Source organism: uncultured Luteimonas sp., assembly GCF_947492465.1.
Lineage (GTDB): Bacteria > Pseudomonadota > Gammaproteobacteria > Xanthomonadales > Xanthomonadaceae > Luteimonas.
This window is the reverse complement of record NZ_CANLNF010000004.1, coordinates 310158-333121: the sequence shown is the minus strand read 5'-3', so window position 1 is coordinate 333121 and position 22964 is coordinate 310158. Positions and strand designations below refer to the sequence as shown.

At 71.7% G+C, this 22964-nt stretch carries 22 protein-coding genes and 1 tRNA gene; 4 read left to right on the top strand and 19 right to left on the bottom strand.

Going from position 1 to position 22964, the window contains the following annotated elements; translation table 11 throughout:
• Positions 1-81: 81 nt before the first annotated feature.
• From Q0863_RS12025 to tpiA, 3 genes are all read right to left on the bottom strand, one after another.
• Positions 82-166: transfer RNA gene (locus Q0863_RS12025), tRNA-Leu, on the bottom strand.
• A 49-nt stretch (positions 167-215) separates the two neighbouring features.
• On the bottom strand, positions 216-671 hold the full coding sequence (gene secG, locus Q0863_RS12020; protein WP_298578142.1) for a preprotein translocase subunit SecG: 456 nt from the start codon (positions 669-671) through the stop codon (positions 216-218).
• Between the two features lie 33 nt (positions 672-704).
• Positions 705-1457 carry a triose-phosphate isomerase gene (gene tpiA, locus Q0863_RS12015; protein ID WP_298578140.1) on the bottom strand — a complete coding sequence of 251 codons (753 nt, stop codon included), beginning with the start codon at positions 1455-1457 and terminating at the stop codon, positions 705-707.
• A gap of 589 nt (positions 1458-2046) precedes the next feature.
• Between tpiA and Q0863_RS12010 the strand changes: the two genes are divergently transcribed.
• Positions 2047-3216, top strand: a complete 1170-nt coding sequence (locus tag Q0863_RS12010; RefSeq protein ID WP_298578138.1) for a hypothetical protein — start codon at positions 2047-2049, stop codon at positions 3214-3216.
• Positions 3217-3366: 150 nt separating this feature from the next.
• Here the strand turns inward: Q0863_RS12010 and Q0863_RS12005 are convergent, their stop codons facing one another.
• The 6 genes from Q0863_RS12005 to trpB form a co-directional block, all read right to left on the bottom strand.
• The gene (locus Q0863_RS12005; RefSeq protein WP_298578136.1) at positions 3367-4305 is read right to left on the bottom strand and encodes a 2-oxoglutarate and iron-dependent oxygenase domain-containing protein; all 939 of its coding nucleotides are present in this window, start codon (positions 4303-4305) and stop codon (positions 3367-3369) included.
• 73 nt (positions 4306-4378) lie between these two features.
• A complete protein-coding gene (gene glmM, locus Q0863_RS12000) occupies positions 4379-5740 on the bottom strand; it encodes a phosphoglucosamine mutase (RefSeq protein WP_298578134.1) in 1362 nt (453 codons plus the stop codon).
• On the bottom strand, positions 5737-6618 hold the full coding sequence (gene accD, locus Q0863_RS11995; RefSeq protein WP_298578132.1) for an acetyl-CoA carboxylase, carboxyltransferase subunit beta: 882 nt from the start codon (positions 6616-6618) through the stop codon (positions 5737-5739). Before accD ends, glmM begins: the two co-directional genes overlap by 4 nt.
• Before the next feature lie 187 nt (positions 6619-6805).
• Positions 6806-7606, bottom strand: a complete 801-nt coding sequence (gene trpA, locus Q0863_RS11990; RefSeq protein WP_298578130.1) for a tryptophan synthase subunit alpha — start codon at positions 7604-7606, stop codon at positions 6806-6808.
• A 43-nt stretch (positions 7607-7649) separates the two neighbouring features.
• Positions 7650-8159: a hypothetical protein gene (locus Q0863_RS11985; RefSeq protein WP_298578128.1), complete on the bottom strand. Its 510-nt coding sequence runs from the start codon at positions 8157-8159 to the stop codon at positions 7650-7652.
• Positions 8159-9379, bottom strand: a complete 1221-nt coding sequence (gene trpB, locus Q0863_RS11980; protein WP_298578126.1) for a tryptophan synthase subunit beta — start codon at positions 9377-9379, stop codon at positions 8159-8161. The genes Q0863_RS11985 and trpB overlap by 1 nt, the downstream gene beginning before the upstream one ends.
• Before the next feature lie 95 nt (positions 9380-9474).
• Between trpB and Q0863_RS11975 the strand changes: the two genes are divergently transcribed.
• Positions 9475-10368, top strand: a complete 894-nt coding sequence (locus Q0863_RS11975; protein ID WP_298578124.1) for a LysR family transcriptional regulator — start codon at positions 9475-9477, stop codon at positions 10366-10368.
• Between the two features lie 77 nt (positions 10369-10445).
• On the opposite strand, the gene Q0863_RS11970 is transcribed toward Q0863_RS11975, so the two are convergent.
• The 9 genes from Q0863_RS11970 to prmB all read right to left on the bottom strand — a co-directional run bounded on the left by Q0863_RS11970 (position 10446) and on the right by prmB (position 19697).
• Positions 10446-11102, bottom strand: coding sequence for a phosphoribosylanthranilate isomerase (locus Q0863_RS11970; protein ID WP_298578122.1), 657 nt, complete (start codon positions 11100-11102; stop codon positions 10446-10448).
• Positions 11103-11181: 79 nt separating this feature from the next.
• The gene (gene truA, locus Q0863_RS11965) at positions 11182-11967 is read right to left on the bottom strand and encodes a tRNA pseudouridine(38-40) synthase TruA (RefSeq protein ID WP_298578120.1); all 786 of its coding nucleotides are present in this window, start codon (positions 11965-11967) and stop codon (positions 11182-11184) included.
• Positions 11968-13773, bottom strand: coding sequence for a FimV/HubP family polar landmark protein (locus Q0863_RS11960; RefSeq protein WP_298578118.1), 1806 nt, complete (start codon positions 13771-13773; stop codon positions 11968-11970).
• A 109-nt stretch (positions 13774-13882) separates the two neighbouring features.
• Positions 13883-14431 (bottom strand): hypothetical protein, encoded by a 549-nt coding sequence (locus Q0863_RS11955; RefSeq protein ID WP_298578116.1) that lies wholly within the window; start codon positions 14429-14431, stop codon positions 13883-13885.
• 31 nt (positions 14432-14462) lie between these two features.
• On the bottom strand, positions 14463-15164 hold the full coding sequence (locus Q0863_RS11950; protein ID WP_298578113.1) for a hypothetical protein: 702 nt from the start codon (positions 15162-15164) through the stop codon (positions 14463-14465).
• A 62-nt stretch (positions 15165-15226) separates the two neighbouring features.
• Positions 15227-16255: an aspartate-semialdehyde dehydrogenase gene (locus Q0863_RS11945; protein ID WP_298578111.1), complete on the bottom strand. Its 1029-nt coding sequence runs from the start codon at positions 16253-16255 to the stop codon at positions 15227-15229.
• 106 nt (positions 16256-16361) lie between these two features.
• Positions 16362-17366, bottom strand: coding sequence for a D-glycerate dehydrogenase (locus tag Q0863_RS11940; protein ID WP_298578108.1), 1005 nt, complete (start codon positions 17364-17366; stop codon positions 16362-16364).
• Positions 17359-18453, bottom strand: coding sequence for a chorismate synthase (aroC, locus tag Q0863_RS11935; RefSeq protein ID WP_298578106.1), 1095 nt, complete (start codon positions 18451-18453; stop codon positions 17359-17361). Before aroC ends, Q0863_RS11940 begins: the two co-directional genes overlap by 8 nt.
• Before the next feature lie 275 nt (positions 18454-18728).
• Positions 18729-19697: a 50S ribosomal protein L3 N(5)-glutamine methyltransferase gene (gene prmB, locus Q0863_RS11930; RefSeq protein ID WP_298578105.1), complete on the bottom strand. Its 969-nt coding sequence runs from the start codon at positions 19695-19697 to the stop codon at positions 18729-18731.
• Positions 19698-19783: 86 nt separating this feature from the next.
• Between prmB and Q0863_RS11925 the strand changes: the two genes are divergently transcribed.
• Entirely contained in the window at positions 19784-20434 is a 651-nt protein-coding gene (locus Q0863_RS11925; protein ID WP_298578104.1) for an SCO family protein, read from the top strand.
• Positions 20431-21279 carry an archaetidylserine decarboxylase gene (gene asd / locus Q0863_RS11920; RefSeq protein WP_298578103.1) on the top strand — a complete coding sequence of 283 codons (849 nt, stop codon included), beginning with the start codon at positions 20431-20433 and terminating at the stop codon, positions 21277-21279. The genes Q0863_RS11925 and asd overlap by 4 nt, the downstream gene beginning before the upstream one ends.
• 25 nt (positions 21280-21304) lie before the next feature.
• On the opposite strand, the gene Q0863_RS11915 is transcribed toward asd, so the two are convergent.
• Positions 21305-22855, bottom strand: a complete 1551-nt coding sequence (locus tag Q0863_RS11915; protein WP_298578250.1) for a transglycosylase SLT domain-containing protein — start codon at positions 22853-22855, stop codon at positions 21305-21307.
• Positions 22856-22964: the final 109 nt, after the last annotated feature.

Sequence of the window (22964 nt, the reverse complement as noted above, 5' to 3'; positions counted from 1 at the left end):
CGGTTGTTCTCTCGGCTACTTGCCGCCAATGTAGCGGCCGTCGCTCGGCGCGCCTTGACGCGCGCGCGACATCGGTAAATATGGTGCCCAAGGGGGGACTCGAACCCCCACGACCTAAGCCGCTACCACCTCAAGGTAGTGCGTCTACCAATTCCGCCACCTGGGCAAATCTGTCGCCGCGCAGACCACTTCTGGCAACGCGGCAATTGTAAGCGTTATTGCTCGTCTTGAGCAGCCGGTGCGGTCTCCTGCCCGGCCTCCTCCTGCTGCTGCGCAGGAGCAGCCGGCACGACGGCCGGCTCGGCGGCGGACTGCTGCGGCGCAGCGGGCACCGCGCTCGCGGCCGGTGGCGCGCCCGGCACGGTCGCCGGCGACGCCGGCGCGGCCGGCACCTGCGACATCACGCCCAGGTCGGCGCCGGCCTGCGGCGCGGTGGCCTGGCGCGTCGCGTACCAGGCCATGAACAGGGTGATGGCGAAGAAACTGATCGCCAGCCACTTCGTGGCCTTGGTCAGGAAGCTGGCCGAGCCGCGCGCGCCGAACACGGTGGCCGAGGCGCCACCGCCGAAGCCGGAACCGGCCGATGCGCCGGCGCCGCGCTGCATGAGGATCAGCGCGATCATCGCGATCGCGATCAGGACGAACAGGATGTTGAGGATCAACAGCAGCATTGCGGCGTACTCGGAATGTCTTGTGAGCAGCGGTCAGCGGGCCGCGGCGCGGGCGATGGCGAGGAAGTCCGCCGCCACCAGCGATGCGCCGCCGATCAGGCCACCGTCGATGTCCGCCTGGGCGAACAGCTCGGCGGCGTTGGCCGGCTTCACACTGCCGCCGTACAGGATCGGCAGCGAATCGGCGATTCTAGCATCCCGCGCGGCGACGTGGCCACGGATCAGGGCATGGACCTCCTGCGCCTGGGCGGGGCTGGCGGTCTGCCCCGTGCCGATCGCCCAGACCGGCTCGTAGGCCACCACCGCGCCGAGGAAGCGCTCCACGCCGGCCAGCTCCAGCACCGGCTCGAGCTGGGCGGCGATCACCTCGGCGGTGCGGCCGGCCTCGCGGTCTGCCAGGGTCTCGCCCAGGCACAGGATCGGCACCAGCCCGGCATTGGACGCGGCGAGGAACTTCTTCGCCACCAGGTCGCTGTTCTCGAAGTGCCGGCTGCGGCGCTCGGAGTGGCCGACCAGGCCGTAGCGCGCGCCCACGTCCAGCAGCATCCGCGCCGAGACTTCGCCGGTGTAGGCACCTTCCTCGTTGTGGCTGACGTCCTGCGCGCCGAAGGCGATCGGGTGGCCCTCGAAGTCCTCGATCAGGTCGCCCAGGTAGGGCAGCGGCGGCAGCACCACCACGTCCACGCCTGCCACGGGCAGCGCCGCGGCGAGGTCGCCGACCAGGGTGGTCGCGAAGTCGCGGGTGCCATGCAGCTTCCAGTTTCCGGCAACGATCCTGCGGCGCATCGCGCGACCCCCGTGGTGTGAAGGGCGCACAGGATAGCCGATGCCGGACCGCCCCTCCGCGCCCGGACCGGGATGCACCGCCGAGCCGGCCGTCGGGCGGTCAACGGGAGACGGGGACGCGCGCCGGACTTGGGCGTCTGGCCGAAGACGCTCCGCAACAGGCCGGTCGCCGTGCTTTGATCCGCGCCACCGCCCGCGTGACTTCGGCGCCGGTGTTGCACCCGCCGCGTCGCGGGTGTGGAACGCACTGGATTCACTGCACGACCTGGAGAGAGTTGCGCCCGAATCGCGCCCCAACATGGCCGCGCCGTAGGAAAACCCTGATTTCCGTGTAGGACACGCGACAGGCTGTCCGCAGCCGCGCGATCCGGGCGTTGGATGGATCGGACATGCAGGACGAAGATCGAGGCTGGCGCGCGTGAAGGGGCCGCGCGGCATGCACGGAAAGCGCAGCGACAAGCCGACGCAGCTTTCCTATCGACAACGACATCGGGTTCGTTCCGCCACGACGGCGGAGCGCAGGACCCGTGCTGCCGGTCCCGCCCCGTCGAATTCCCGCCGGGGCGACCCTGAGCAAAGGCATCAGAAGATGAAATCCAGCTTCAACACCCGCACCCTCCGCGCGACCACGCTCCAGCGCGCCGCCATCGCCCTCGCCACCGCCTCGCTCGCCGCCGGTGCCGCACACGCCTCGGAGAAGGTGGTGCGCACCCCGCAGGGCGACGTGACGGTGCTCACCGCCGACGCCGATGCGCAACGCAAGGTTCCCGACCTTCCCGCCGCGCATCCCTTCGCCACCGAGAAGCAGCGCGCCGCCGTGGCGCCGCTGCCCTGGCCGGCCATCGAAGGCGTACGGCCCAAGGGCGACGAGGCGCCGCTGCCGGTCCCGCGCCGGCCTTTCCTCGACACCACGACCCAGGGCGGCAGCGCCCTGCCCTTCGCCGAGTACCAGGCCCGGCAGCAGTTCGGCGACGCCTGGCGCAGGATCGAGGCGCTGGAGGGCCGCGACGTCGAGCAGCCCGCCAGGCAGGCGGCCGACAAGGACGGCGCGCACCATCCCTACGTGCGCTACCCGGGCAACTACTACACCTTCCAGTGGACCGCCGCGCCGTGGAACAAGATCGGCAAGCTCTACTTCACCACGCCCGGCGGCGGCAGTTCCTACTGCACGGCCAACGTGGCCAGCGGCAACTCGGTGATCGTCACCGCCGCGCACTGCGTCTATAGCCGCGGCCAGGGGTTCAACCGCAACTTCGTGTTCGTGCCGGCCGACCGCTACGGCGTGGCCCCGTACGGACGCTATGGCTGGCAGTCGGCGACGGTGCTCAACAGCTGGATCAACGACGGCGGCCGCCGCTGGGACGTGGCGGCGATCCGGCTGGCCGGCGAGGCCAGCACCGGCCAGCCGGTGACCAACTACGTCGGCTGGCTCGGGCGCAGCTGGGACTGGGGCTACGAGCAGCAGACCTCCTCGCACGGCTATGCCAGCAACCTCAGTACCCAGCACACGCACATCTGCGCGGGGCGCAGCTACGGCTCCAGCTGGGAAGGCAGCGACGTGCTGGTGCAGGGCTGCGACATGACCTACGGCAGCAGCGGCGGCGGCTGGCTGCGCAACTACACGCCCAACTCGCACGGCGGCAACCACGTCAACGGCGTGGTCAGCGGTCCGCATATCGGCGATTTCGGCAACAGCTATGTCGGTCCGCGATTCAGCAGCGCGAACATCGTGCCGCTGTGCAACGTGGCCGGGTGCTGAGAGCGGACCGGACAGCCGGACCGGTCAAGGCCCGCGCTTCCTGAGGGCAGCGGCCACGGCGCCCGGGTCATGCAGACCCGGGCGTCGGCGCAGCCGCACACGGACGAGGCCCGGCCTGCCCCGCCTGCCGGAGGCGGGCGACGGCGGGCCTTACTTGAGCTTGATCTCGCGCAAACGCTGCTCGAGGAAGCCATGTGCGGTGATCGGCTCGGGATAGCGACTGGGATTGTCGGGCGTGATGCACGACGGCAGCACGTCGATCAGGAAATCCGGATTGGGGTGCAGGAAGAACGGCACCGAGTAGCGCGGCTGGCGCGCCGCCTCGCCCGGCGGATTGACCACGCGATGGATGGTCGAGGGATACACGTGGTTGGTCAGACGCTCGAGCATGTCGCCGATGTTGACCACGATGGTGTCGCCCTCGGACGTGAACGGCACCCACTCGCCCTTCTTCGACTGCACTTCCAGCCCGGCCGTCGACGCGCCGACCAGCAGGGTGATGAAGTTGATGTCGCCATGCGCGCCCGCGCGCACGTTGGGGATGTCGTCGGCGGTGATCGGCGGATAGTGGATCGGCCGCAGGATCGAATTGCCGAAGTTGGTCTTGTCGGCGAAGAAGTCCATCGGCAGGCCGATGTGCAGCGCCAGCGCGGACAGCACCCGCGAACCGAGCGCGTCGAGCGCGTGGTACAGCGCCAGGCCGTGCTCGCGGAACTCGGGCACCTCGTCGGGCCAGACGTTGGGCGGCATCACGTCGTGGTACTTCGAGTCGGCCGGCAGTTCGCGGCCGATGTGCCAGAACTCCTTGAGGTCGAAGTGCTTCGAGCCCTTGGCGGTCTCGATGCCGAATGGTGTGTAGCCGCGTGCGCCGCCCTGGCCGGCGATGTGGTACTGCTGCTTCACCTCGTCGGGCAGCGCGTAGAACCTGCGGAACGCCGCATAGGCGTTGTCGATCAGTTCCTGCGCGATGCCGTGGTGGCTGATGCCCGCGAACCCCCATTCGCGGTAGGCGGCACCGAGTTCGGCCACGAACGCGTCGCGGTCGCTGTCGAAGCGGCGGATGTCGAGGGTCGGGATACGGGCACTCATGCTGGGCTCCGGGAACGTCTGCGATCGGGCATCAGGCCAGCCCGGCGCGCGGGCGGCACTGATCCGGGTCAACTCATGCGCCGGCGGCGGCGCGGACGGCGTCGGCGAGGGATTCGAGGGTGGACTGCACCAGCGCCTCGTCGTCGGCCTCGACCGTCACCCGCACCACCGGCTCGGTGCCGGACGGGCGCAGGAACGCGCGCCCCCGCCCTTCCACCGCCGACTGTGCGACGGCCAGGGCGGCCTGCACGCTGCCGGCCTCGGCGGGCCGGGCGCCGTTGCCGTAACGCACGTTGATGGTCTTCTGCGGCAGCTTGCGCACGCCCGCCATGGCCTGTTGCAGGGTCAGGCCGCGGCGCTTGAGCACCTCCAGCACCTGCAGGGCGCTGATGATGCCGTCGCCGGTAGTGGCGCGGTCCAGGCACAGCAGGTGGCCGGACGCTTCGCCGCCGAGGATGCCGCCGTGCTCGAGCAGGGCCTGGTGGACGTAGCGATCGCCGACCTTGGTCCGCAGGAACTCGATGCCCTCGCGCTGCAGCGCCTGCTCCAGGCCGTAGTTGGTCATGATCGTGCCGACCACCGGCCCGCGCAGGCGGCCACTGGCCTGCCAGTCGGTCGCCAACAGGTACAGCAGGTTGTCGCCGTCGTGGACGGCGCCGTCGCTGTCGACGAACAGCAGGCGGTCGCCATCGCCGTCGAAGGCGATGCCGAGGTCGGCGCCGGCGGCGCGCACGCGCGCCGACAGCGTCTCCGGATGCATCGAACCCACGCCGTCGTTGATGTTGGTGCCGTCAGGATCGACGCCGATCGTATCGACCCGGGCATCGAGCTCGCGCAGCACCAGCGGCGCGATCTGGTAGGTCGCGCCATTGGCGCAGTCGACCACGACGTGCATCCCGGTCAGGTTGAACTGCCGCGACACCGAGCTCTTGCAGGCCTCCACGTACCGCCCCACCGCATCGCGGGTGCGCACCGCCTTGCCCAGGCGCTCCGACGCCACCGTCGAGAACGGCCGGTCCAGCGCGGCCTCGATGGCCAGCTCGGTGGCGTCGTCAAGCTTCTCGCCCTCGGCCGAGAAGAACTTGATGCCGTTGTCGTAGTGCGGATTGTGCGAGGCGGAGATCACGATGCCGCCGTCGGCACGCATCGAGCGGGTCATGTGCGCCACCGCGGGCGTCGGCATCGGCCCCATGAGCTGCACGTGCACGCCGGCCGCGACCAGCCCGGCCTCCAGCGCCGCCTCGAACATGTAGTTGGAGATGCGGGTGTCCTTGCCGATCACCACCAGCGGCTTGCGCCGGTCGCCGCGCGCCTCCGCCGCCTCCCGCAGCGCATGGCCGTAGGCGTTGCCCAGCCGCAGCACGAAGTCGGCCGAGATCGGACCCTCGCCCACGCGCCCGCGGATCCCGTCGGTGCCGAAATACTTCCTGCTCATGCCGCGGCATCCCGTGGTTCGGGCTGGCGCGTCATCATCGCCACCAGGGTGGCGATGCGGTCGCGCAGCTGGCGCCGGTCGCAGATCTGGTCGATCGCACCGTGCTCGACCAGGAATTCCGAACGCTGGAAGCCTTCGGGCAGGGTCTCGCGCACGGTCTGCTCGATCACGCGCGGGCCGGCAAAGCCGATCAACGCATCCGGCTCGGCCATGTTGACGTCGCCCAGCATCGCGAACGAGGCCGAGACGCCGCCGGTGGTCGGATGGGTCATCACCGAGATGTAGGGCAGCCCCGCCGCGCGCAGGCGGCCCAGCGCCGCCGAGGTCTTGGCCATCTGCATCAGCGAGAACAGGCTTTCCTGCATGCGCGCGCCGCCGCTGGCGGAGAAGCACACGAATCCCGACCCGATCTCCAGCGCGCGCTCGGCGCCGCGGGCGAAGCGCTCGCCGACCACCGAGCCCATCGAGCCGCCCATGTAGGCGAAGTCGAAGGCGGCCGCGACCATCGGCATCTGCTTGAGCCGCCCTTCCATGACGATCAGCGCATCGCGTTCGCCGGTGGACTTCTGCGCCGCCTTGATGCGGTCCGCATAGCGCTTCTGGTCGCGGAAGCGGAGCACGTCGGTCGGGCCGAGTTCGCCGGCGATCTCGCGCAGTTCGCCCGGATCGAGAAAGGCGCGCAGGCGGGCGCGGGCACGGATCGGACGGTGGAAGCTGCACTTCGGGCAGACCTCCAGGTTCTCCTCGAGTTCGGGGCCGTAGAGCACGGCGCTGCAGCGCTCGCACTTTTCCCACAGTCCCTCGGGCACGCTGCGCTTGCGCGCCGTGCCCGTCTCGGTGCGGATGCGCGGCGGCATCAGTTTCTTCAACCAGGACATGCTTGGCGTCGGATCCGTTGGCGGCTGCGGCCGCGAAGGCGCGCAGTTTAGCGCACGGGTCGGATCTCCCAGCGTCGGCCGGATCCCCCCAGAAACGGCGCAGATGGCGGCGCGAGCCTGCTGCACCGTCCGGCTGCCGGGCCGCCGGCCTGCCCCGGCCGCCCGCAACGGGCTCGCACGCCCCGGTTCAGTCCAGCGCGGCCCGCAGCGGGGCCAGGAACGCGGCCGCGCGGCGTGCCGCCTCGTCCGCATCCGCGGCCCCGGCCATCTCCGCGACCAGCGCGCTGCCCACCACCACGCCGTCGGCGTCGGCCGCCATGGCCGCCGCACCGGCAGCATCGCGGATGCCGAATCCGGCCACCACCGGCACCGGGCTGCCGGCGCGGATCCGGCGCAGGTGGGCCGCGGCCGCCTCCGGGTCGAGGCGCTCGGAGGCGCCGGTGACGCCGGCGAAGCTGACGTAGTACAGGTAGCCCTGCGCATTGCCCAGCAGCACCGCCAGGCGCGCGTCGGGCGTGGTCGGCGAGGCCAGCAGCACCAGGTCCACGCCGTGTGCGGCGAAGGCCTCGCGGAACTCCGGCGACTCCTCCGGCGGCAGGTCGACCAGCAGGACGCCATCGACGCCTGCGTCCGCCGTTTCGCCTGCGAACCGCGACGCCCCGCGGATCTCGACCGGGTTGAGGTAGCCCATCAGCACCACGGGCGTCTCGCCGTCCCGCTGGCGGAACTCGCGCACCGCTTCGAGGACCCAACCCAGGCCCGCACCGCGCGCCAACGCGCGCTCGGAGCTGCGCTGGATGGTCGGGCCGTCGGCCATGGGATCGGAGAACGGCACGCCGAGTTCGATCACGTCCGCGCCCGCCGCGACCAGCGCATGCATCACCGGCACCGTCGCATCGAGCGACGGATCCCCGGCGGTGACGAAGGGGATCAAGGCCTTGCGACCGCGCGCGGCGAGCTGGGCGAATCGGGACTGGATGCGGCTCATGCAGGAGGGTTCCGGTGGAAGGACAGGGCGAACGGACACGCGCTCAGACGCAACCCTCGGTCAGCCGCACCGCATCGGCGCGGCCCCAGAGGATCACCTCGACCAGGCCGTCTGGCAGCTCGACGCGCACCGCGCGATCGCGCGACGCGTTGTCCCAGGTCAGGTAGAGGCCGGGCGGCCAGGCGTACTTGTGCAACGCCGGTTCTACTCCCTCGTCCGGCAGCCGCGCGCCAGCCTCGCCCAGCGACATGCCGCGACGCAAACCGAACGGCCCGGGCGGGGAAAGGGCTTCGTCACCGCCCGTCAGACCGATCTCGAAGCGGGCGATGCGCCCCTCCAGCAGCATCATTCCGACGCCGGCCGGCAGGCTGCCGCCGGACACCTGGGTACAGTTCGCCGGATCCAGCCAGTCCGCGACCTGCCAGCCGCCTCCCGCAACGTCCGGCGCGAACGGCTGCCCCAGGCAGAATCCCGCCACGCAGTCCAAGGCCTGACCCGGCGCAGCGCCCGCCAGCGCGAGCAACAGGCCGGCCGCGGGCAGGCGCATGCGCATCAGACCTCGACCCCTTCGCGGGCGGCGATGGTGTGCACGTCCTTGTCGCCGCGACCGGACAGGTTGCACAGCACCAGCGCGTCCCGGGGCAGTTCGCGCGCCAGCTTCATCGCCTGGGCGATGGCGTGGCTGGATTCGAGCGCGGGCAGGATGCCTTCGGTGCGGGTGAGCTTGTGGAAGGCCGCCAGCGCCTCTTCGTCGGTGACGCCGACGTATTCGGCGCGGCCGGTGTCCTTGAGGAAGGCGTGCTCGGGGCCGACGCCGGGGTAGTCGAGGCCGGCGGACACCGAATGGGTCTCGGTGATCTGGCCGTCGTCGTCGCAGATCACGTAGGTGCGGTTGCCGTGCAGCACGCCCACGCGCCCGGCCGACAGCGAGGACGCATGGCGTCCGGTCTCGATGCCCTCGCCCGCGGCCTCGGCGCCGACGATGCGCACCGACGCGTCGTTGAGGAAGGCATGGAACAGGCCGATCGCGTTGCTGCCGCCGCCCACGCAGGCGGTGATGGCATCGGGCAGCCGGCCGTAGTCCTCCAGCATCTGCGCGCGCGCCTCGCGGCCGACCACGGCGTTGAAGTCGCGGACCATGCGCGGATACGGGTCGGGACCCGCAACCGTGCCGATGATGTAGAAGGTGTCGCGCACGTTGGTGACCCAGTCGCGCATGGCCTCGTTGAGCGCGTCCTTGAGCGTGGCCGATCCGCTGGTCACCGGCACCACCGTCGCGCCCAGCAGCTTCATGCGGTAGACGTTGATCTTCTGCCGCTCGATGTCGGTGGCGCCCATGTAGACCACGCATTCCAGGCCCAGGCGGGTGGCGACGGTCGCGCTGGCCACGCCGTGCTGGCCGGCGCCGGTCTCGGCGATGATCCGCTGCTTGCCCATGCGGCTGGCCAACAGCGCCTGGCCGATGGTGTTGTTGATCTTGTGCGCGCCGGTGTGATTGAGGTCCTCGCGCTTGAGCAGGATCTGTGCGCCGCCCACTTCGCGGCTCAGCCGCTCGGCGTGGTAGATCGGGCTGGGCCGGCCGACGTAGTGCTTGAGGTCCTTGTCGAAGGCGGCGACGAAGGCCGGATCCACCCGCGCGGCGTCGTAGGCGGCGGCCAGTTCCTCCAGCGGTCCCATCAGCGTCTCGGCGACGAAGCGCCCGCCGTGGCGGCCGAAATGGCCGGCGGCGTCGGGCCAGGCGTGGAAGTCCTGCGGCGGTGCGATGGCGCTCATCGGAAGGAACCGGTCTGCGATGGAATCTCACTCTAGCGCAGGCGGCGGCTCGGGAAAATCGATAATATCTGGCGCAATCCTTCAGGAAAACTCACATGACCCGCCGCGACCTGCCCTCCCTCAACGCCCTGCGCGCGTTCGAGGGCGCGGCGCGCCTGGGCAGCCTCGGCAAGGCGGCGGCCGAACTGCATGTCACCCACGGCGCGATCAGCCGCCAGGTGCGGCTGCTGGAGGACGAACTGGGGGTTGCGCTGTTCCGCCGCGAGGGCCGCGGCCTGCGCCTGACCGAGGCCGGCCTGCGCCTGGGCGAAGCCACGGGCGCTGCGTTCGCGCAGATCGAGGCCAGCGTGCGCGGGCTGCGGCGCGGCGTCGATCCGGACACCCGCGTCATCGGCTGTCCGGGCAGCCTGCTGGCGCGCTGGATGATCCCGCGGCTGGAGCAGTTGCGGCAGGACCTGCCCGGACTGCAGCTGCACCTGTCGCCGCACGAGGGCGAGTTCGCGTCCAGCCTGCCCGGACTGGACGCGGCCCTGCTCATCGGTGCGCCGCCGTGGCCGGCGCAATGGCGCGTGCACGTGCTGGCACCGGAGCGGATCGGCCCGGTGGTCGATCCGCGCCACCCGGCCGCCGCACGCCTGGCCGGACAGGCGCCGTCCGCGCTGCTGGGCGAGGACCTGCTGCATACCGTCTCGCGACCGCAGGCCTGGCCGCAATGGGCGCACCAGCAGCGACTGGACCCGGCCGCGCTGCGCCTGGGCACCGGCTTCGAACACCTGTACTACCTGCTGGAGGCGGCGGTCGCCGGACTGGGTGTGGCGATCGCGCCGCAGCCGCTGGTGGCGGGCGACCTGGCCAGTGGCCGGCTGGTCGCCCCGTGGGGGTTCATCGGGACCGGCGCGCACTGGTGCCTGTGCACGCTTTCCGACGCCGACCCCCGGCTCGCGCAACTGGCGGCCTGGCTGCGCGCGCAGCTCACGATGGTGGACTGAGGTACCGCCTGGCGGCGTACCCCGCGCGATCGGGCGATGGAGGCGCGGGCTGGATCCGGTGGCCGTGGCTGCCGCGCTCAGCCGCAGTCGGCGCGCCGCACTTCCTCGACGAAACGGCGCATGCGCGCGCCGTCCTTCGCCCCCGGCAGGCCGTCCTCGGCCTCGACGCCGCTGGCCACGTCCACGCCCCAGGGCCGGGTCGACACGACCGCAGCGTGCACGTTGTCGGGGGTCAGGCCGCCGGCCACGAAGTAGGGCTTGGTGATGCCCCTGGGCACCCGCGACCAGTCGAAGGCCTGGCCGCTGCCGCCGGCATGCCCGGGCGCGTGGCCGTCGAGCAGGAAGCCCGCCGCGCTGGGCCAGCGGGCGTGCAGCTGCAGCGCATCGGGCAGCGGGTCGGCGCCCATGGGCACCGCCTTGAGGTAGCGCAGGCCGAAGCTGCGGCAGAACGCCTCGTCCTCGTCGCCGTGGAACTGCAGCAGCGAGGGCCGGACGCGGGAAATCACCTCGCGCACCTCCTCGACCGGGTTGTCCATGAACAGCGCGACCGCATCGACCATCGGCGCCAGCGCCTCGCGCATCGCCGCCGCCTGGCCCGCATCGACCCGGCGCCGGCTGCGCGCGGCGAAGACGAAACCCACGGCATCCACGCCCAGTTCGCCGGCCAGGCGCACGTCGCCGGCGCGGGTCATGCCGCAGAACTTGATCCTGGTGCGGAACGGAGGCATCGACACGAACGTCATTCCATCGGGCGGTGCCGCATTGTGCGCGGTTACGCGCAAGCCGGACAGCAGGCATGCGACCGCCGCAGGCTCAGGCCAGCGTCACCTCGTCGGGCAGGCCATGGACGGCCGGATACAGCGGACCGAGGAACACCAGCCCGGTGGCCGGCGCGGTAGGGCCGGCGAGGCGGCGGTCGCGCCCGGCCAGCAGTTCGCCGATCCAGTCCTCGCCCCGCGCGCCGGCGCCGACCTCAAGCAGAGAACCGACGATGTTGCGCACCATGTGGTGCAGGAAGGCGTTGGCCTGGACGTCGATCGTGACCACGTCGCCTTCGCGCCCGACGGCGATGTGCTGCAGTTCGCGCCGCGCGTGGCTGGCCTCGCACTCGCTGGAGCGGAACGCGCCGAAATCGTGCTCGCCCAGGAGCGCCTGCGCGGCGCGGTGCATGGCGTCCGCCTGCAGCGGGCGCCAGTGCCAGGACAGCCATTGCCGCGCCAGCGCCGGGCGCACCTGGCGGTTGAGGATGCGGTAGCGGTAGCGCCTGGCCACCGCCGAGAAGCGGGCGCTGAAATCCTCCGCCACCGGCCGGCACCAGGTCACGCTGACCGCGGGCGGCAGGCGCGTGGTGGCGCCCAGCGTCCAGGCGCGCAGGTCGCGACCTGCCTCGCTGTCGAAATGCGCGACCTGGCAGCGTGCGTGCACGCCGGCATCGGTACGTCCGGCGCAGACCGTGTCGATCCTCGCGTCGGCGACCGAGGACAGCGCGGTTTCGAGCACACCCTGGACGGTCGCCTCGTCGCGCACGCCCGGCTGGGTCAGCCGCTGCCAGCCGCGGAAGTCGCCGCCGTCGTATTCGACCCCGATCGCGTACCGCACTCAGGCCAGTTCGCGCAGCAGTCGTTCGGCCTCGCCGCGGGCGTCGGCGTCGCCGGTCACGGCAACCTCCTGCAGCAGGCTGCGCGCGGTCTCGACGTCGCCCAGGTCGATGTAGGCGCGCGCCAGCTCGATGCGTTCCTGCCCCGCCGGCGCCGGGTTGAGCGATGCCACCGACGATGCGTCGCTGGCCGCGTGCCAGGTCGGCGAGCCGCCCGTGGCGGCGGCCGGTGCATTGCGCCAGGACACCGCTGCGTCCATCGGCAGCGGCGCCTCGGGCGTCGCGGCAGGCGGTTCGGTGACCGGAGCTTCGGCGACCGGTGCGTCCGCGACCGGCGCAGGCGGCAGCGGTGCGGCCCTGGGCGCCGGTGCCGGGCGCGCGGGTGCCGGCTGGCCGGGTGCGGATGCGAATCCGTAACCCTGCCTGCGCGCCGGTTCGGCCGACCGGCGCCGCGACGACAGCCACCAGGCCAGCAGCGCGGCGAGCAGCAGGCCCAGGCCGATCCACAGCCACGGCACGCCCCCGCCGGCCGCGACCTCGGCCTCCGCCGCAGGCTGTCCCGGCTGCGCACTCTGCGCCAGGCGCTGCTGGGCCGCGGCCAGTTCGCTGTCCTTCATCTGGATCAGCTGCTGCTGCTGTTGCTGCAGCTGCTCAAGCTCGGCCAGGCGCGCCTGCAGGTCCTGGATCTCGGCGTCGCGGGCGGCCAGCGTTTCACGCGTCTGGACCAGTTCCTGTTGCTGCAGCATGTCGCCCTCGCCTCCGGCAGCGGCGCCGGTCCGTGTTCCTGCCTCTTCCCCGCTGCCGCCACCAGGCGGCACGATCTCCAGCCGCGCATCGGTCATGCGCGTGGCGGGCTGGTCGCCCGCCGCGGACGCGGCGGGTGCGGACGCCTCCGCGGCTGCGCCGTTCCCGGCGACCGCACCGGGCTGCGGCACGGGCCGGCGCAGTTCGCGCCAGCGCGCCACGTGTTCGCGGACCACCGCATTGGCCTCGGCCACGCTGGCCTGCGACCACTGCTCCTGCGACGGCACGCGCAGCACGGCGCCCTGCCGGATCAGGTTGAGGTTGCCGCCGATGAAGGCATCCGGATTGGCGCGTAGCAGCGCCAGCATCACCTGGTTCAGGCTCTGGCCGCTGCCAGCCGAGAGTTCTGCGGCAATCCGGCCCAGGGTCTGGCCGCGCTGCACCGGCCCGTACTCGCCGGGTGTGCCGGCCGCCGCGGGTGCGCTGGGGGCCGGCGCCGGGGCCGGCGCAGGAACGTCCGCCTCGGCCGTCGGCGGCGCCTCTTCGGCCGGCGACGCTTCCGGAGCCGCGTCCTGTGCGGCTTCCGGCGGCGGGGTCCGCGCGATCAGGTTCGACGGCGCCGCTTCCGGCGCCTGGATCGGCGGCTGCGCCGGCGCGGCCACCGTCTGCGGCGTGTCGACCAGGGCCGAATATTCGCGCACCAGCCGACCCTGGCCCCAGTCGACCTCGACCAGGAAGGTCAGCAGCGGTTGCTGCACCGGGACGTCGCTGGTGATGCGGATGACCGGGCGGCCGCGCGGATCGAGCGCGATCGCGAACCGCAGGTCCGACACCAGACCGGCCGGCGGTTCCAGACCGATGCGGCGGAACGTCTCCGGCGATGCCAGGCGCGCCTGCAGGTTCTCCAGCTCCGACGGATCGGTGGAGATGATCGGGATCTCGGCCAGCAGCGGCTCGCCGGCCCGCGACTTCACCTCGATCTGGCCCAGGCCCAGCGCCAGCGCCGCGGGCACGTGCAGCAGCAACGCCAGCAGCAGGACGAGGCGGCACGCCAGCGTCTTCAAGAGAAGGTCCCCATGAGTCCCGATCAGGATCAGTCGAAATGACGGTCGCAAGTTATTGATTACCGTAGCGAGCGTCAAGCGGCAAGGCGGATCCTGAAGCGGAAGCCTGCTATGGCGCCCCGGCGTCCTGCTCCCAGAAGGCCAGGCGGAACTCCCTGACCGCGTCCGGCGCGCGCCAGGCATTGCCGACGAACAGGGCCGCGTGCTCGCTGCTGCGGCCAAGCGCCACATCGGGATCGCAGGCGAACGGCAGCGCGGCCGACTCGCCGTGCCTGGCCTCGGCGGCCGGAATCCAGTCGCGGAATGGCGGCTGCCGCTGGAGCAGGCCATCGCGCGCAGCGAGCCAGGCGTCCTCCGTCCGGAACGCCTGCGCGGCGCAGTCCACCTGCAGGCGGCGGATGGCGTAGGGTTGCGACGCACGCGGCGACTCCTGCACCTGCACCAGCTCGATCGCGCCCGGATGCGCCACAGCGGCCACGTCGAGACGGCGCGCCAGCCACACGATCCGGGACGGCGGATCGCCGGCGCCTCCCACCAGATACCAGCAGCTGACATCGTCCGCGCGGCAGGCCGGCTCCTGCGCCGTGACGCCTGCCGCCGCCAGCAGTCCGGCCGCCAATCCGGCCAGCCCCCATTTCCGTTGGACTCCAGACTGCATGTTCCCTTCTCCTGTCCGTGGATCCGCCACCTCAGTACAGCGCCCGGGATGGCGGCGAGAACGTGGTGACTTCGCCCTCGCGGATCTCGACCACTTCGCCGATGCGCACGCCGATGGACGTGTCGTAGCGGTCCACCCGGGTCACGGGCCTGGTGATGTAGTGACCCGTGCCCGGCCCCGCGATGTACTGCGACAGGTACTCGCCGGTGTGGTACGCCCGGTGCCCCCGGAACGGAACGGTGAAGTTCGCCAGCACCACGTAGCGCCCCGGCCGGAGGCCGTCGAAGGCGAAATTGCCGTCGGCATCGGTGCGGCAGCGGCCGGCGTACTTCCAGGCATCCCGGTGCAGGCGCACCTCGGCTTCGGGTGCTGCGACATCGGCATCGCCGTTGTTGCGGTCGTACCAGTCCTGCACATGCGCGGTCATCGGCAGCAGGAACACCCACTCGCCCTCGGCCAGCGCGAGCTCCCGCCCGCGGATCACGCGGCCGAGCAGCCCGCCTGCACCTCCCCGGTTGCTGACGCCCATCACTCCGCGCAGCGACCCGCCGCCGAGCGAGGTGGCCCGCTCCAGTTCGGCCTGGTCGTAATGGCCGGCCAACGGGATTCGTGCCGCTGCACTCCCCGTCCGCCGGTCCTGCGCCTGGGCCCCTGGGGCTGCGCCCAGTGCCGCCACCATCCACAGCGCGCAGGTCGCGAAGGCGATCGCGGCGCGCACCATCCCTGCGTGCATGTGCCACTCCCTGGCTGGACCGGGGCAGTCTGGCGTTTCCGACCGCCCCGGTCAACGCGACCTCAGCCCTCGGCCGCCACCAGTTCGGCCAGCTGCACCGCGTTGAGCGCGGCGCCCTTGCGGATGTTGTCCGAGACGATCCACAGGTTGAGGCCACGCGGATGCGAGAGGTCCTCGCGGATGCGGCCCACGTAGACGGCGTCGCGTCCCGAGGCATGCGTCACCGGCGTCGGATAGCCGCCTGGCACGCGGTCGTCGACCACTTCGATGCCGGGCGAGGCGGCCAGCAGTTCGCGCGCCGCTTCCGGGATGACCTTGTCGCGGGTCTCGATCGCCACCGCCTCGGAGTGCCCGTAGAACACCGGCACGCGCACTGCGGTGGGGTTCACCAGGATGGTGTCGTCGCCCAGGATCTTGCGCGTTTCCCAGACCAGCTTCATCTCTTCCTTGGTGAAACCGTTGTCCATGAACACGTCGATCTGCGGGATCAGGTTGAAGGCGATCTGCACGGGGAACTTGTCCGTGTCGATGTCGCGGAAGCCCAGCAGCTGCGCGGTCTGCTTGCCCAGTTCCTCCATCGCGCTGCGGCCGGCGCCCGACACCGACTGGTAGGTGGCGACGTTGATGCGCTCGATGCCGTAGCGGCGGTGCAGCGGCGCCAGCGCGACCAGCATCTGCATGGTCGAACAGTTGGGGTTGGCGATGATGCCGCGCGGGCGGTTGCGCACCTGCTCGGGATTGACCTCGCTCACCACCAGCGGGACGTCGTCGTCGTAGCGGAAGGCCGAGGAGTTGTCGATCACCACCGCGCCGGCCGCGGCGAACTTCGGCGCGAATTCCTTCGAGGTGTCGCCGCCGGCGGAGAACAGGGCGATGTCAATGCCGGCGGGGTCGAAGGTCGCGAGGTCCTGGACCACATGGTCCTCGCCGCGGAACTCGACCGTGCTGCCGGCCGAGCGCGCGGAGGCCAGCGGTACGAGCTTGCCGACCGGGAAATCGCGTTCGGCCAGGATCGACAGCATCACTTCGCCGACGGCGCCGGTGGCGCCGACGACGGCTACGTTGAAACGACGGGTGTTCGGGGTGTTCATGAGGGGTCCGGAAAAGGAAGCGCAAAGGGGAACGGGGTGCGGCGCGCAGCGCACGGTCGCTGTCTTCGGGGGAACCCGCGCGCGGAACGGCCGGGCGATGGCTCCCCTATCGTTTCGCGGGCGCTTTTCCGGCGATCGGCGTGGGCGGGTTGCCGGCCTGCGGCCCCCGTCCCAGCGCGGCGACCAGGTTGTCCACGGCCAGGGTGGCCATGGCGCGGCGGGTCGCCCGGCTGGCGCTGCCGGCGTGCGGCGTCAGCACCACGTTGCGCAGCGCCAGCAGCCTCGGGTTGACCGCCGGCTCGCCCTCGAACACGTCCAGCGCCGCCGATGCCAGATTGCCGGCAGCCAGCGCGTCGGCCAGCGCATCCTCGTCGACCAGGCCGCCGCGCGCGATGTTGGTCAGCGTCGCGGTGGGCTTCATCTTCGCGAGGGCGGGAGCGTCGATCACGTGGCGGGTCTGCGGGGAATACGGCAGGACCAGCACCAGGTGGTCCGACTCGCGCAGCAGTGTATCGAAGTCGACCCACGCGGCACGACTGTTGCGTTCGATACCGCCCGGCAGGCGGTTGCGGTTGTGGTAGACCACGCGCATGCCGAAGCCGTGTGCGCCGCGCCTGGCGATGGCCTGCCCGATCCGGCCCATGCCGAGGATCCCCAGCGTGCTGCCGTGCACGTCATGCCCCAGCAGGGTGTCGAAGGACCACTGCGTCCAGTGGCCTTCGCGCAGCCAGCGCTCGCCTTCGGTGATGCGCCGCGCCGCGGCCAGGAGCAGGGCGAAGCCCATGTCGGCAGTGGTCTCGGTGAGCACGTCGGGCGTGTTGGTGGCGACGATGCCGCGCGCCTGAAGCGCCGCGACGTCGAGGTTGTTGTAGCCGACGCCGACGTTGGCGATCGCGCGCAGCCGCGTCGCGCCGGCTACCTGCGCGGCGCCGACGCGTTCGTTGAGCGTCACCAGCGCGCCGTCGGCCTCGCGCAGCCTGGCCGCGATCGCGTCCGGCGACCATGCGGTCACCTCGCGCGCGGCGTCAACCTCGAAATGCGCGCCCAGCCTGTCGACGATGTCGTCTAACAGCGGCTGCGATACCCAGACCCGGGGCCGGGTGTCAGCCACCGGCGCCGGCGGGAATACGCGGCGACACCGCGCCGACGTCGCCGCACTGGGCGCGGTGGCGCAGGGCCTGGTCGATCAGCACCAGTGCCAGCATCGCCTCGCAGATCGGGGTGGCGCGGATGCCGACGCAGGGGTCGTGGCGGCCAGTGGTGACGATGTCGACCACGTTGCCGTCGATGTCCACGCCCTCGACCGGCAGGCGCAGGCTCGACGTCGGCTTGAACGCGACCGACGCGACCACCTGCTGGCCGGTGCTGATGCCGCCCAGCACCCCGCCGGCATGGTTGGAGAGGAAGCCGCCCGGCGTCATCACGTCGCGGTGCTGCGTGCCCTTCTGCGCCACGCTGGCGAAGCCGTCGCCGATCTCCACGCCCTTGACCGCGTTGATCGACATCATCGCCGCGGCGATGTCGCCATCGAGCTTGCCGTACACCGGCTCGCCCCAGCCCGGCGGCACGCCATCGGCCACGGCGACGACCTTCGCGCCGACCGAATCGCCCGACTTGCGCAGCGCATCCATGTAGGCCTCGAGTTCGGGCACCTGCTCCGCGCAGGGCCAGAAGAAGGGGTTTTGCTCCACCACGCTCCAGTCGTGCGCACGCGGGACGACCTCGCCGATCTGCGCCAGGTGGCCGCGCACGCCCACGCCGCGCTGCGCCAGCCACTTCTTCGCCACCACCGCCGCCGCCACGCGCATCGTGGTCTCGCGCGCCGACGATCGCCCACCGCCGCGCGGATCGCGGAGGCCGTACTTGTGCCAGTAGGCGTAGTCGGCATGGCCGGGGCGGAACTGGCGCTCGATGGCGCCGTAGTCCTTGCTGCGCTGGTCGGTGTTGCGCACCAGCAGCGCCAGCGGCGTGCCGGTGGTGACGCCCTGGTACACGCCGCTCAGGATCTCGACCTCGTCCGCCTCGCGCCGCGCCGAGGTATGGCGGGTCTTGCCGGTGGCGCGTCGCGACAGGTCGTGGGCGAAGTCGTCCGGCGCGATGGCGATGCCGGGCGGGCAGCCGTCGATCACGCATCCGATCGCCGGACCGTGCGACTCGCCGAAGGTGGTGACGCGGAACAGATGGCCGAAGGTGTTCAAGATGCGGAGGCCTCGCTAGCCCTGGGGTGGCGCGGATGCGGACCGGCGCGGTGCGTCGCCGACCGGCCGCAGTGTCTCACCCCGCACGCCGCGATCAAACCCGCAAGGCGCACTCGAGCCGCGGTTTCAGCCGCAACCTCCGCACCGGCGATGTGGTGTCGCGCGACGCCGCGTCGTCCGTACCGTGACGAACGATGGGTTCCATCGTCGCGACGACGATCCATGCCCGCGCCGTGGGATCGATAGCACCGACCTACCGCCGGCGCAGCGATGCTTCAGAACAGGCGGTCCGGTGCCGGCGCCGACGTCGGCGACACGCCCGCGGCGCGCTCCCGCGCATCGGCCAGCGCCCGGATCCGCGCATGATGGTTCACCAGATCGTGGCGTTCGACCACGAACACGCCCATCTGCCCGACCTTGAACTCCACCCACACCAGCGGCAGCTCCGGCAGCAGGGCCGAGAGCGCCCGTTCGGACTCGCCCACCTCGCACACCAGCAGGCCGTCGTCGGTCAGGTGCAGCGGCGCGTCGCGCAGGATGCGCAGCACGATGTCGAGGCCGTCGTCGCCGGCGCGCAGGCCCAGGTCGGGTTCGTACGAGTACTCCTTCGGCAGCGCGTCGGTCTCGTCGTTGGTCACGTACGGCGGGTTGGTCACGATCAGGTCGTAGTGCTCGCCCTGCAGGTCGGCGAACAGGTCGGACCTGACGAAGCGGGTGTTGGCCGACAGCAGGCGCGATTCGTTCTCGCGCGCCAGCGACAGCGCCTCGTCGCTGATGTCGGCACCGTCCACGTGCCAGTCCGGGTTGTAGTGCGCCATGGCGATGGCGATGCAGCCCGAGCCGGTGCACAGGTCCAGCGCGCGGCGCACCTCGCGCCCGCCCAGCCAGGGCTCGAAGCCGGACAGGATCAGTTCGGCGATCGGCGAGCGCGGCACCAGCGCGCGCGCATCGCTCTTGAAGCTCAGGCCCGCGAACCAGGCCTCGCCGGTCAGGTAGGCGGCCGGCACGCGCTCCTCGATGCGGCGCAGGAACAGCGCCAGCACGTCCTCCTTCTCGGCCAGCGTGACGCGTGCCTGGCCATAGGCCGGGCCCAGGTCGTGCGGCAGGTGCAGCGCGTGCAGGGTGAGCTGGGTGGCCTCGTCGATGGCGTTGTCGTAGCTGTGCCCGAAGGTCAGCCCGGCCGCGCTGAAACGGCTGGCGCCGTAGCGGATCAGGTCGATGATCGTATGCAGTTCGTCGGTCATGGCGGGCGTCCATCCCGGCACGACGCCGGTCGGCAAGTATAGCGGCCGCCGGGGTATCATGGCCCGCTGACCGCCTGGATTCCCGGATGTTCAACCGCACCGTCATCATCGTGCTGCTGGTCGCCCTGTTCGCCGGACTGGGGCTGCTGGCGTCGCGCAAGTTCTTCGCCGACCCGGCCGTGGCGCAACCTGCGCTGCAGGCGGTGAAGCTGTTCCCGCAGCCGCGCGAGCTGCCGGACTTCGCGCTGCAACAGTCCGACGGCACCCAGCTGATGCCCGGCGAGCTGCACGGCCACTGGACCATCGTGTTCATCGGCTTCACCTTCTGCCCCGACGTGTGCCCGACGACGCTGGCGCAGCTGGCGCAGGCGCAGCGGCAGTGGGAGGCGCTGCCCGAATCGACCCGGCCGCGGGTGCTGTTCGTCTCGGTCGATCCCGAGCGCGACTCGCCCGACCGCATCGGCGAGTACGCCCACGCCTTCCACCGCGACACCCTGGCCGCGACCGCCGACATCCCCTCGCTGGAGGCGTTCACCCGTTCGCTGTCGATGGTGTTCGCCAAGGTGCCGGCCGCCGATGGCGCGCCGGCCGACCAGTACTCGATCGACCACAGCGCCTCGATGGCCGTGCTCGATCCGCGCGGCCGGATGGCCGGCGTGATCACCGGCAGCGCGGTCGACGACCCGGCCGCGATCGCCGCCGACCTGCTGGCCCTGGCCGGGGACTCGCGCCCGTGAACCTGGTCACCGCCCTGACCTGGGTCCTGCCGCACCGGCTGCTGTCGTCGCTGGCGCGTTCGCTGGCCTATTCGGACAACCCGCGCACCCGGGCCTGGCTGATCGACACGGTGACGCGGCGCTTCGGCGTGGACCTGTCCGAAGCGCAGGAATCCGACCCGCGCGCCTATCCCACCTTCAACGCCTTCTTCACCCGCGCGCTCAGGCCCGGCGCGCGCCTGCCCGATCCCGACCCGCGGGCGCTGCTGATGCCGGCCGACGGCCGCGTGAGCCAGTGCGGGCGCATCGAACAGGGTCGGATCTTCCAGGCCAAGGGCCGTTCGTTCACCGCGGCCGAGCTGCTGGGCAGCGAGTCCGCGGCCGCGCCCTACGCCAACGGCCGCTACGCGACCGTGTACCTGTCGCCGAAGGACTACCACCGCGTGCACATGCCCTGGACCGGGCGCCTGCTTGAAACGGTGCACGTGCCGGGCCGGCTGTTCTCGGTGGGGCCGGACGCGGTGGCGTCGGTGCCGCGCCTGTTCGCGCGCAACGAGCGGCTGGTCTGCCATTTCGACACCGACTTCGGGCCGATGGCCGTGGTGATGGTCGGCGCGCTGCTGGTCTCGGGCGTGGAAACGGTCTGGAGCGGCGAGGAGATCCCCGCCTACGGCGACCGCATCACCTCGAAGAACTGGACCAGCGAGCAGATCGTGCTGGAGCGCTTCGAGGAAATGGCGCGCTTCAACTACGGCTCGACGGTCGTCGTGCTGCTGCCCGACGGCGTCGCCGAGCTGGACCCGGCGCTGCAGGCCGAAAGCGCGGTGCGCCTGGGCCAGGTGCTGGCTCGGCGCAGCGCCGCCTGACCAGCGTCCCCCGCTGCCGCCGCGCCTAGCGGCAGCCAGCGAGCTCCAGCGTCTGGCCGGCGCGCAGGACGTAGCGCGGCGGCTTGATGCCGTTGGCCGCCGCCAGCGACCGGGTGTCGCAGCTGTAGCGCCGGGCGATCGCCACCAGCGTTTCGCCCGCGGCCACGCGATGGGTCCGCGGCGCGGCGGGCGCCGGCGCCGGCGCAGGAGCCGGCGTGGCCGGCACGACGGCCACGGCCTGCTGGATCACCGTGCCGTCAGGCAGGGTCACCGTTTCGACATCGCCCACGCGCACGGTGGCGGTCGAGGGATCGCTGTTCACCAGCTGGCGGGCCAGGTCGGCGCGTGCGCCCCGCGTGCACCAGCGCTCGTACAGCCCGGCCATGCGCACGGTGCCGTTGAGCCTGGTCCCGGCCGGGATCCACGCCTCGGCCTCGTACTGCGGGTTGAGGTTGCGCAGCACGCGCATGTAGCCGTCGCGGGTATTGCCGTTGCCCAGGCAGATGGTCAGCTCGTAGATCGAGGCCGGCCGCTTGAGTTCGATCGTCGCAGGGCGCGTGTCCACGCGCGGGAACACCAGCCCGTACTCGCGCGGGTGCAGGTACAGCCACGCCGCGGCGATCACCATCGGCACGTAGTCGCGGGTTTCGGGCGGGAACTGGCCGAACACGTCCGGTTCCCAGAAGCTGCGCCCGGCGAACTCGCGATGCACGCGCCGCGCCCTGCCCTCGCCGCCGTTGTAGGCCGCCAGCCACAGCTCGATGTTGTCGCCGCCCAGCTCGGCGTAGCGCTCGCCCAGGTACACCGCGGCGGCATCGGCCGAGGCGCGCGGGTCGTAGCGCGTGTCGAAGCCGCGTCCGTCGGGACCCAGGCCCAGGCGGCTGCCGGTGGCCGGCATGAACTGCAACGGCCCGGCCGCGCCTGCGCGCGAACGCGAATGCACGCGGCCGTTGGATTCCTTGGCCAGGATGCCGAACAGCAGCGCCTCGGGCAGGCCGCGGCGCTTGAACGCCGGCGACATCAGGTGCTGCATGTACTGGAAGTTCTCGTGGCTGGTGATCAGCGCCACGCGCATGTCGGTCAGCCAGCGGCGGATGCCGGCCTGCACCGCCGGGTTCATCTTCACCAGTTCGAGGAAGCGGCGATCCTCCGCGGCCAGCAGCGAGGCCGCGGTGGCACTTTCGGGCACCTCCCCCGTCGGCAGGACCCCGTCCTCGCCCGGCGCATCGTCCACGCCCTCCCCGCCAAGGCCGGCCGCGGCGTCGGCCTGCGCCTTGAGCAGGCGCTTGTAGCTGGCCAGCAGGTTGCCGGTCTGGCAACCCTTGAGCTTGCCGCACTCGACGATCACGTCCTCCATGTCCTCGAGCGCGGCGTTGCTCTCGTCCAGCCCGGCCGGATCGCTGTTGCCGATCTTCACCAGCGCCTCGCGCCAGCGCGTCTCCGCGGCCGCCATGCGCTGGTTGAGCGCGTCGATCGCGGCCACGGTGCGCCTGGACTGCGCCTGCGCGAGGGAAGGAACGACGGCGAGCACGAGGGCGCTGGCCAGCAGCAGGCCGCGCAGCGCAGGCATGGACAGGAACGACATCGACCACCGGGGACCGCGGAAGGGGCCGGCAGGGTAGCCGCTGGCGCCAGGTGCCACAAGGAACGCCGGCCTGTTCCGCGCGATCCGCGCACGGCGCGCC

Coding starts and splice junctions, on each gene's coding strand:
- Q0863_RS11945 (WP_298578111.1), bottom strand. CDS start 16,255: ATGAACACCCCGAACACCCGTCGTTTCAACGTAGCCGTCGTCGGCGCC.
- Q0863_RS11950 (WP_298578113.1), bottom strand. CDS start 15,164: ATGCACGCAGGGATGGTGCGCGCCGCGATCGCCTTCGCGACCTGCGCG.
- Q0863_RS11975 (WP_298578124.1), top strand. CDS start 9,475: ATGACCCGCCGCGACCTGCCCTCCCTCAACGCCCTGCGCGCGTTCGAG.
- Q0863_RS12005 (WP_298578136.1), bottom strand. CDS start 4,305: ATGAGTGCCCGTATCCCGACCCTCGACATCCGCCGCTTCGACAGCGAC.
- trpA (WP_298578130.1), bottom strand. CDS start 7,606: ATGAGCCGCATCCAGTCCCGATTCGCCCAGCTCGCCGCGCGCGGTCGC.
- prmB (WP_298578105.1), bottom strand. CDS start 19,697: ATGACCGACGAACTGCATACGATCATCGACCTGATCCGCTACGGCGCC.
- trpB (WP_298578126.1), bottom strand. CDS start 9,379: ATGAGCGCCATCGCACCGCCGCAGGACTTCCACGCCTGGCCCGACGCC.
- glmM (WP_298578134.1), bottom strand. CDS start 5,740: ATGAGCAGGAAGTATTTCGGCACCGACGGGATCCGCGGGCGCGTGGGC.
- Q0863_RS12010 (WP_298578138.1), top strand. CDS start 2,047: ATGAAATCCAGCTTCAACACCCGCACCCTCCGCGCGACCACGCTCCAG.
- secG (WP_298578142.1), bottom strand. CDS start 671: ATGCTGCTGTTGATCCTCAACATCCTGTTCGTCCTGATCGCGATCGCG.
- Q0863_RS11925 (WP_298578104.1), top strand. CDS start 19,784: ATGTTCAACCGCACCGTCATCATCGTGCTGCTGGTCGCCCTGTTCGCC.
- Q0863_RS11985 (WP_298578128.1), bottom strand. CDS start 8,159: ATGCGCATGCGCCTGCCCGCGGCCGGCCTGTTGCTCGCGCTGGCGGGC.
- tpiA (WP_298578140.1), bottom strand. CDS start 1,457: ATGCGCCGCAGGATCGTTGCCGGAAACTGGAAGCTGCATGGCACCCGC.
- Q0863_RS11955 (WP_298578116.1), bottom strand. CDS start 14,431: ATGCAGTCTGGAGTCCAACGGAAATGGGGGCTGGCCGGATTGGCGGCC.
- accD (WP_298578132.1), bottom strand. CDS start 6,618: ATGTCCTGGTTGAAGAAACTGATGCCGCCGCGCATCCGCACCGAGACG.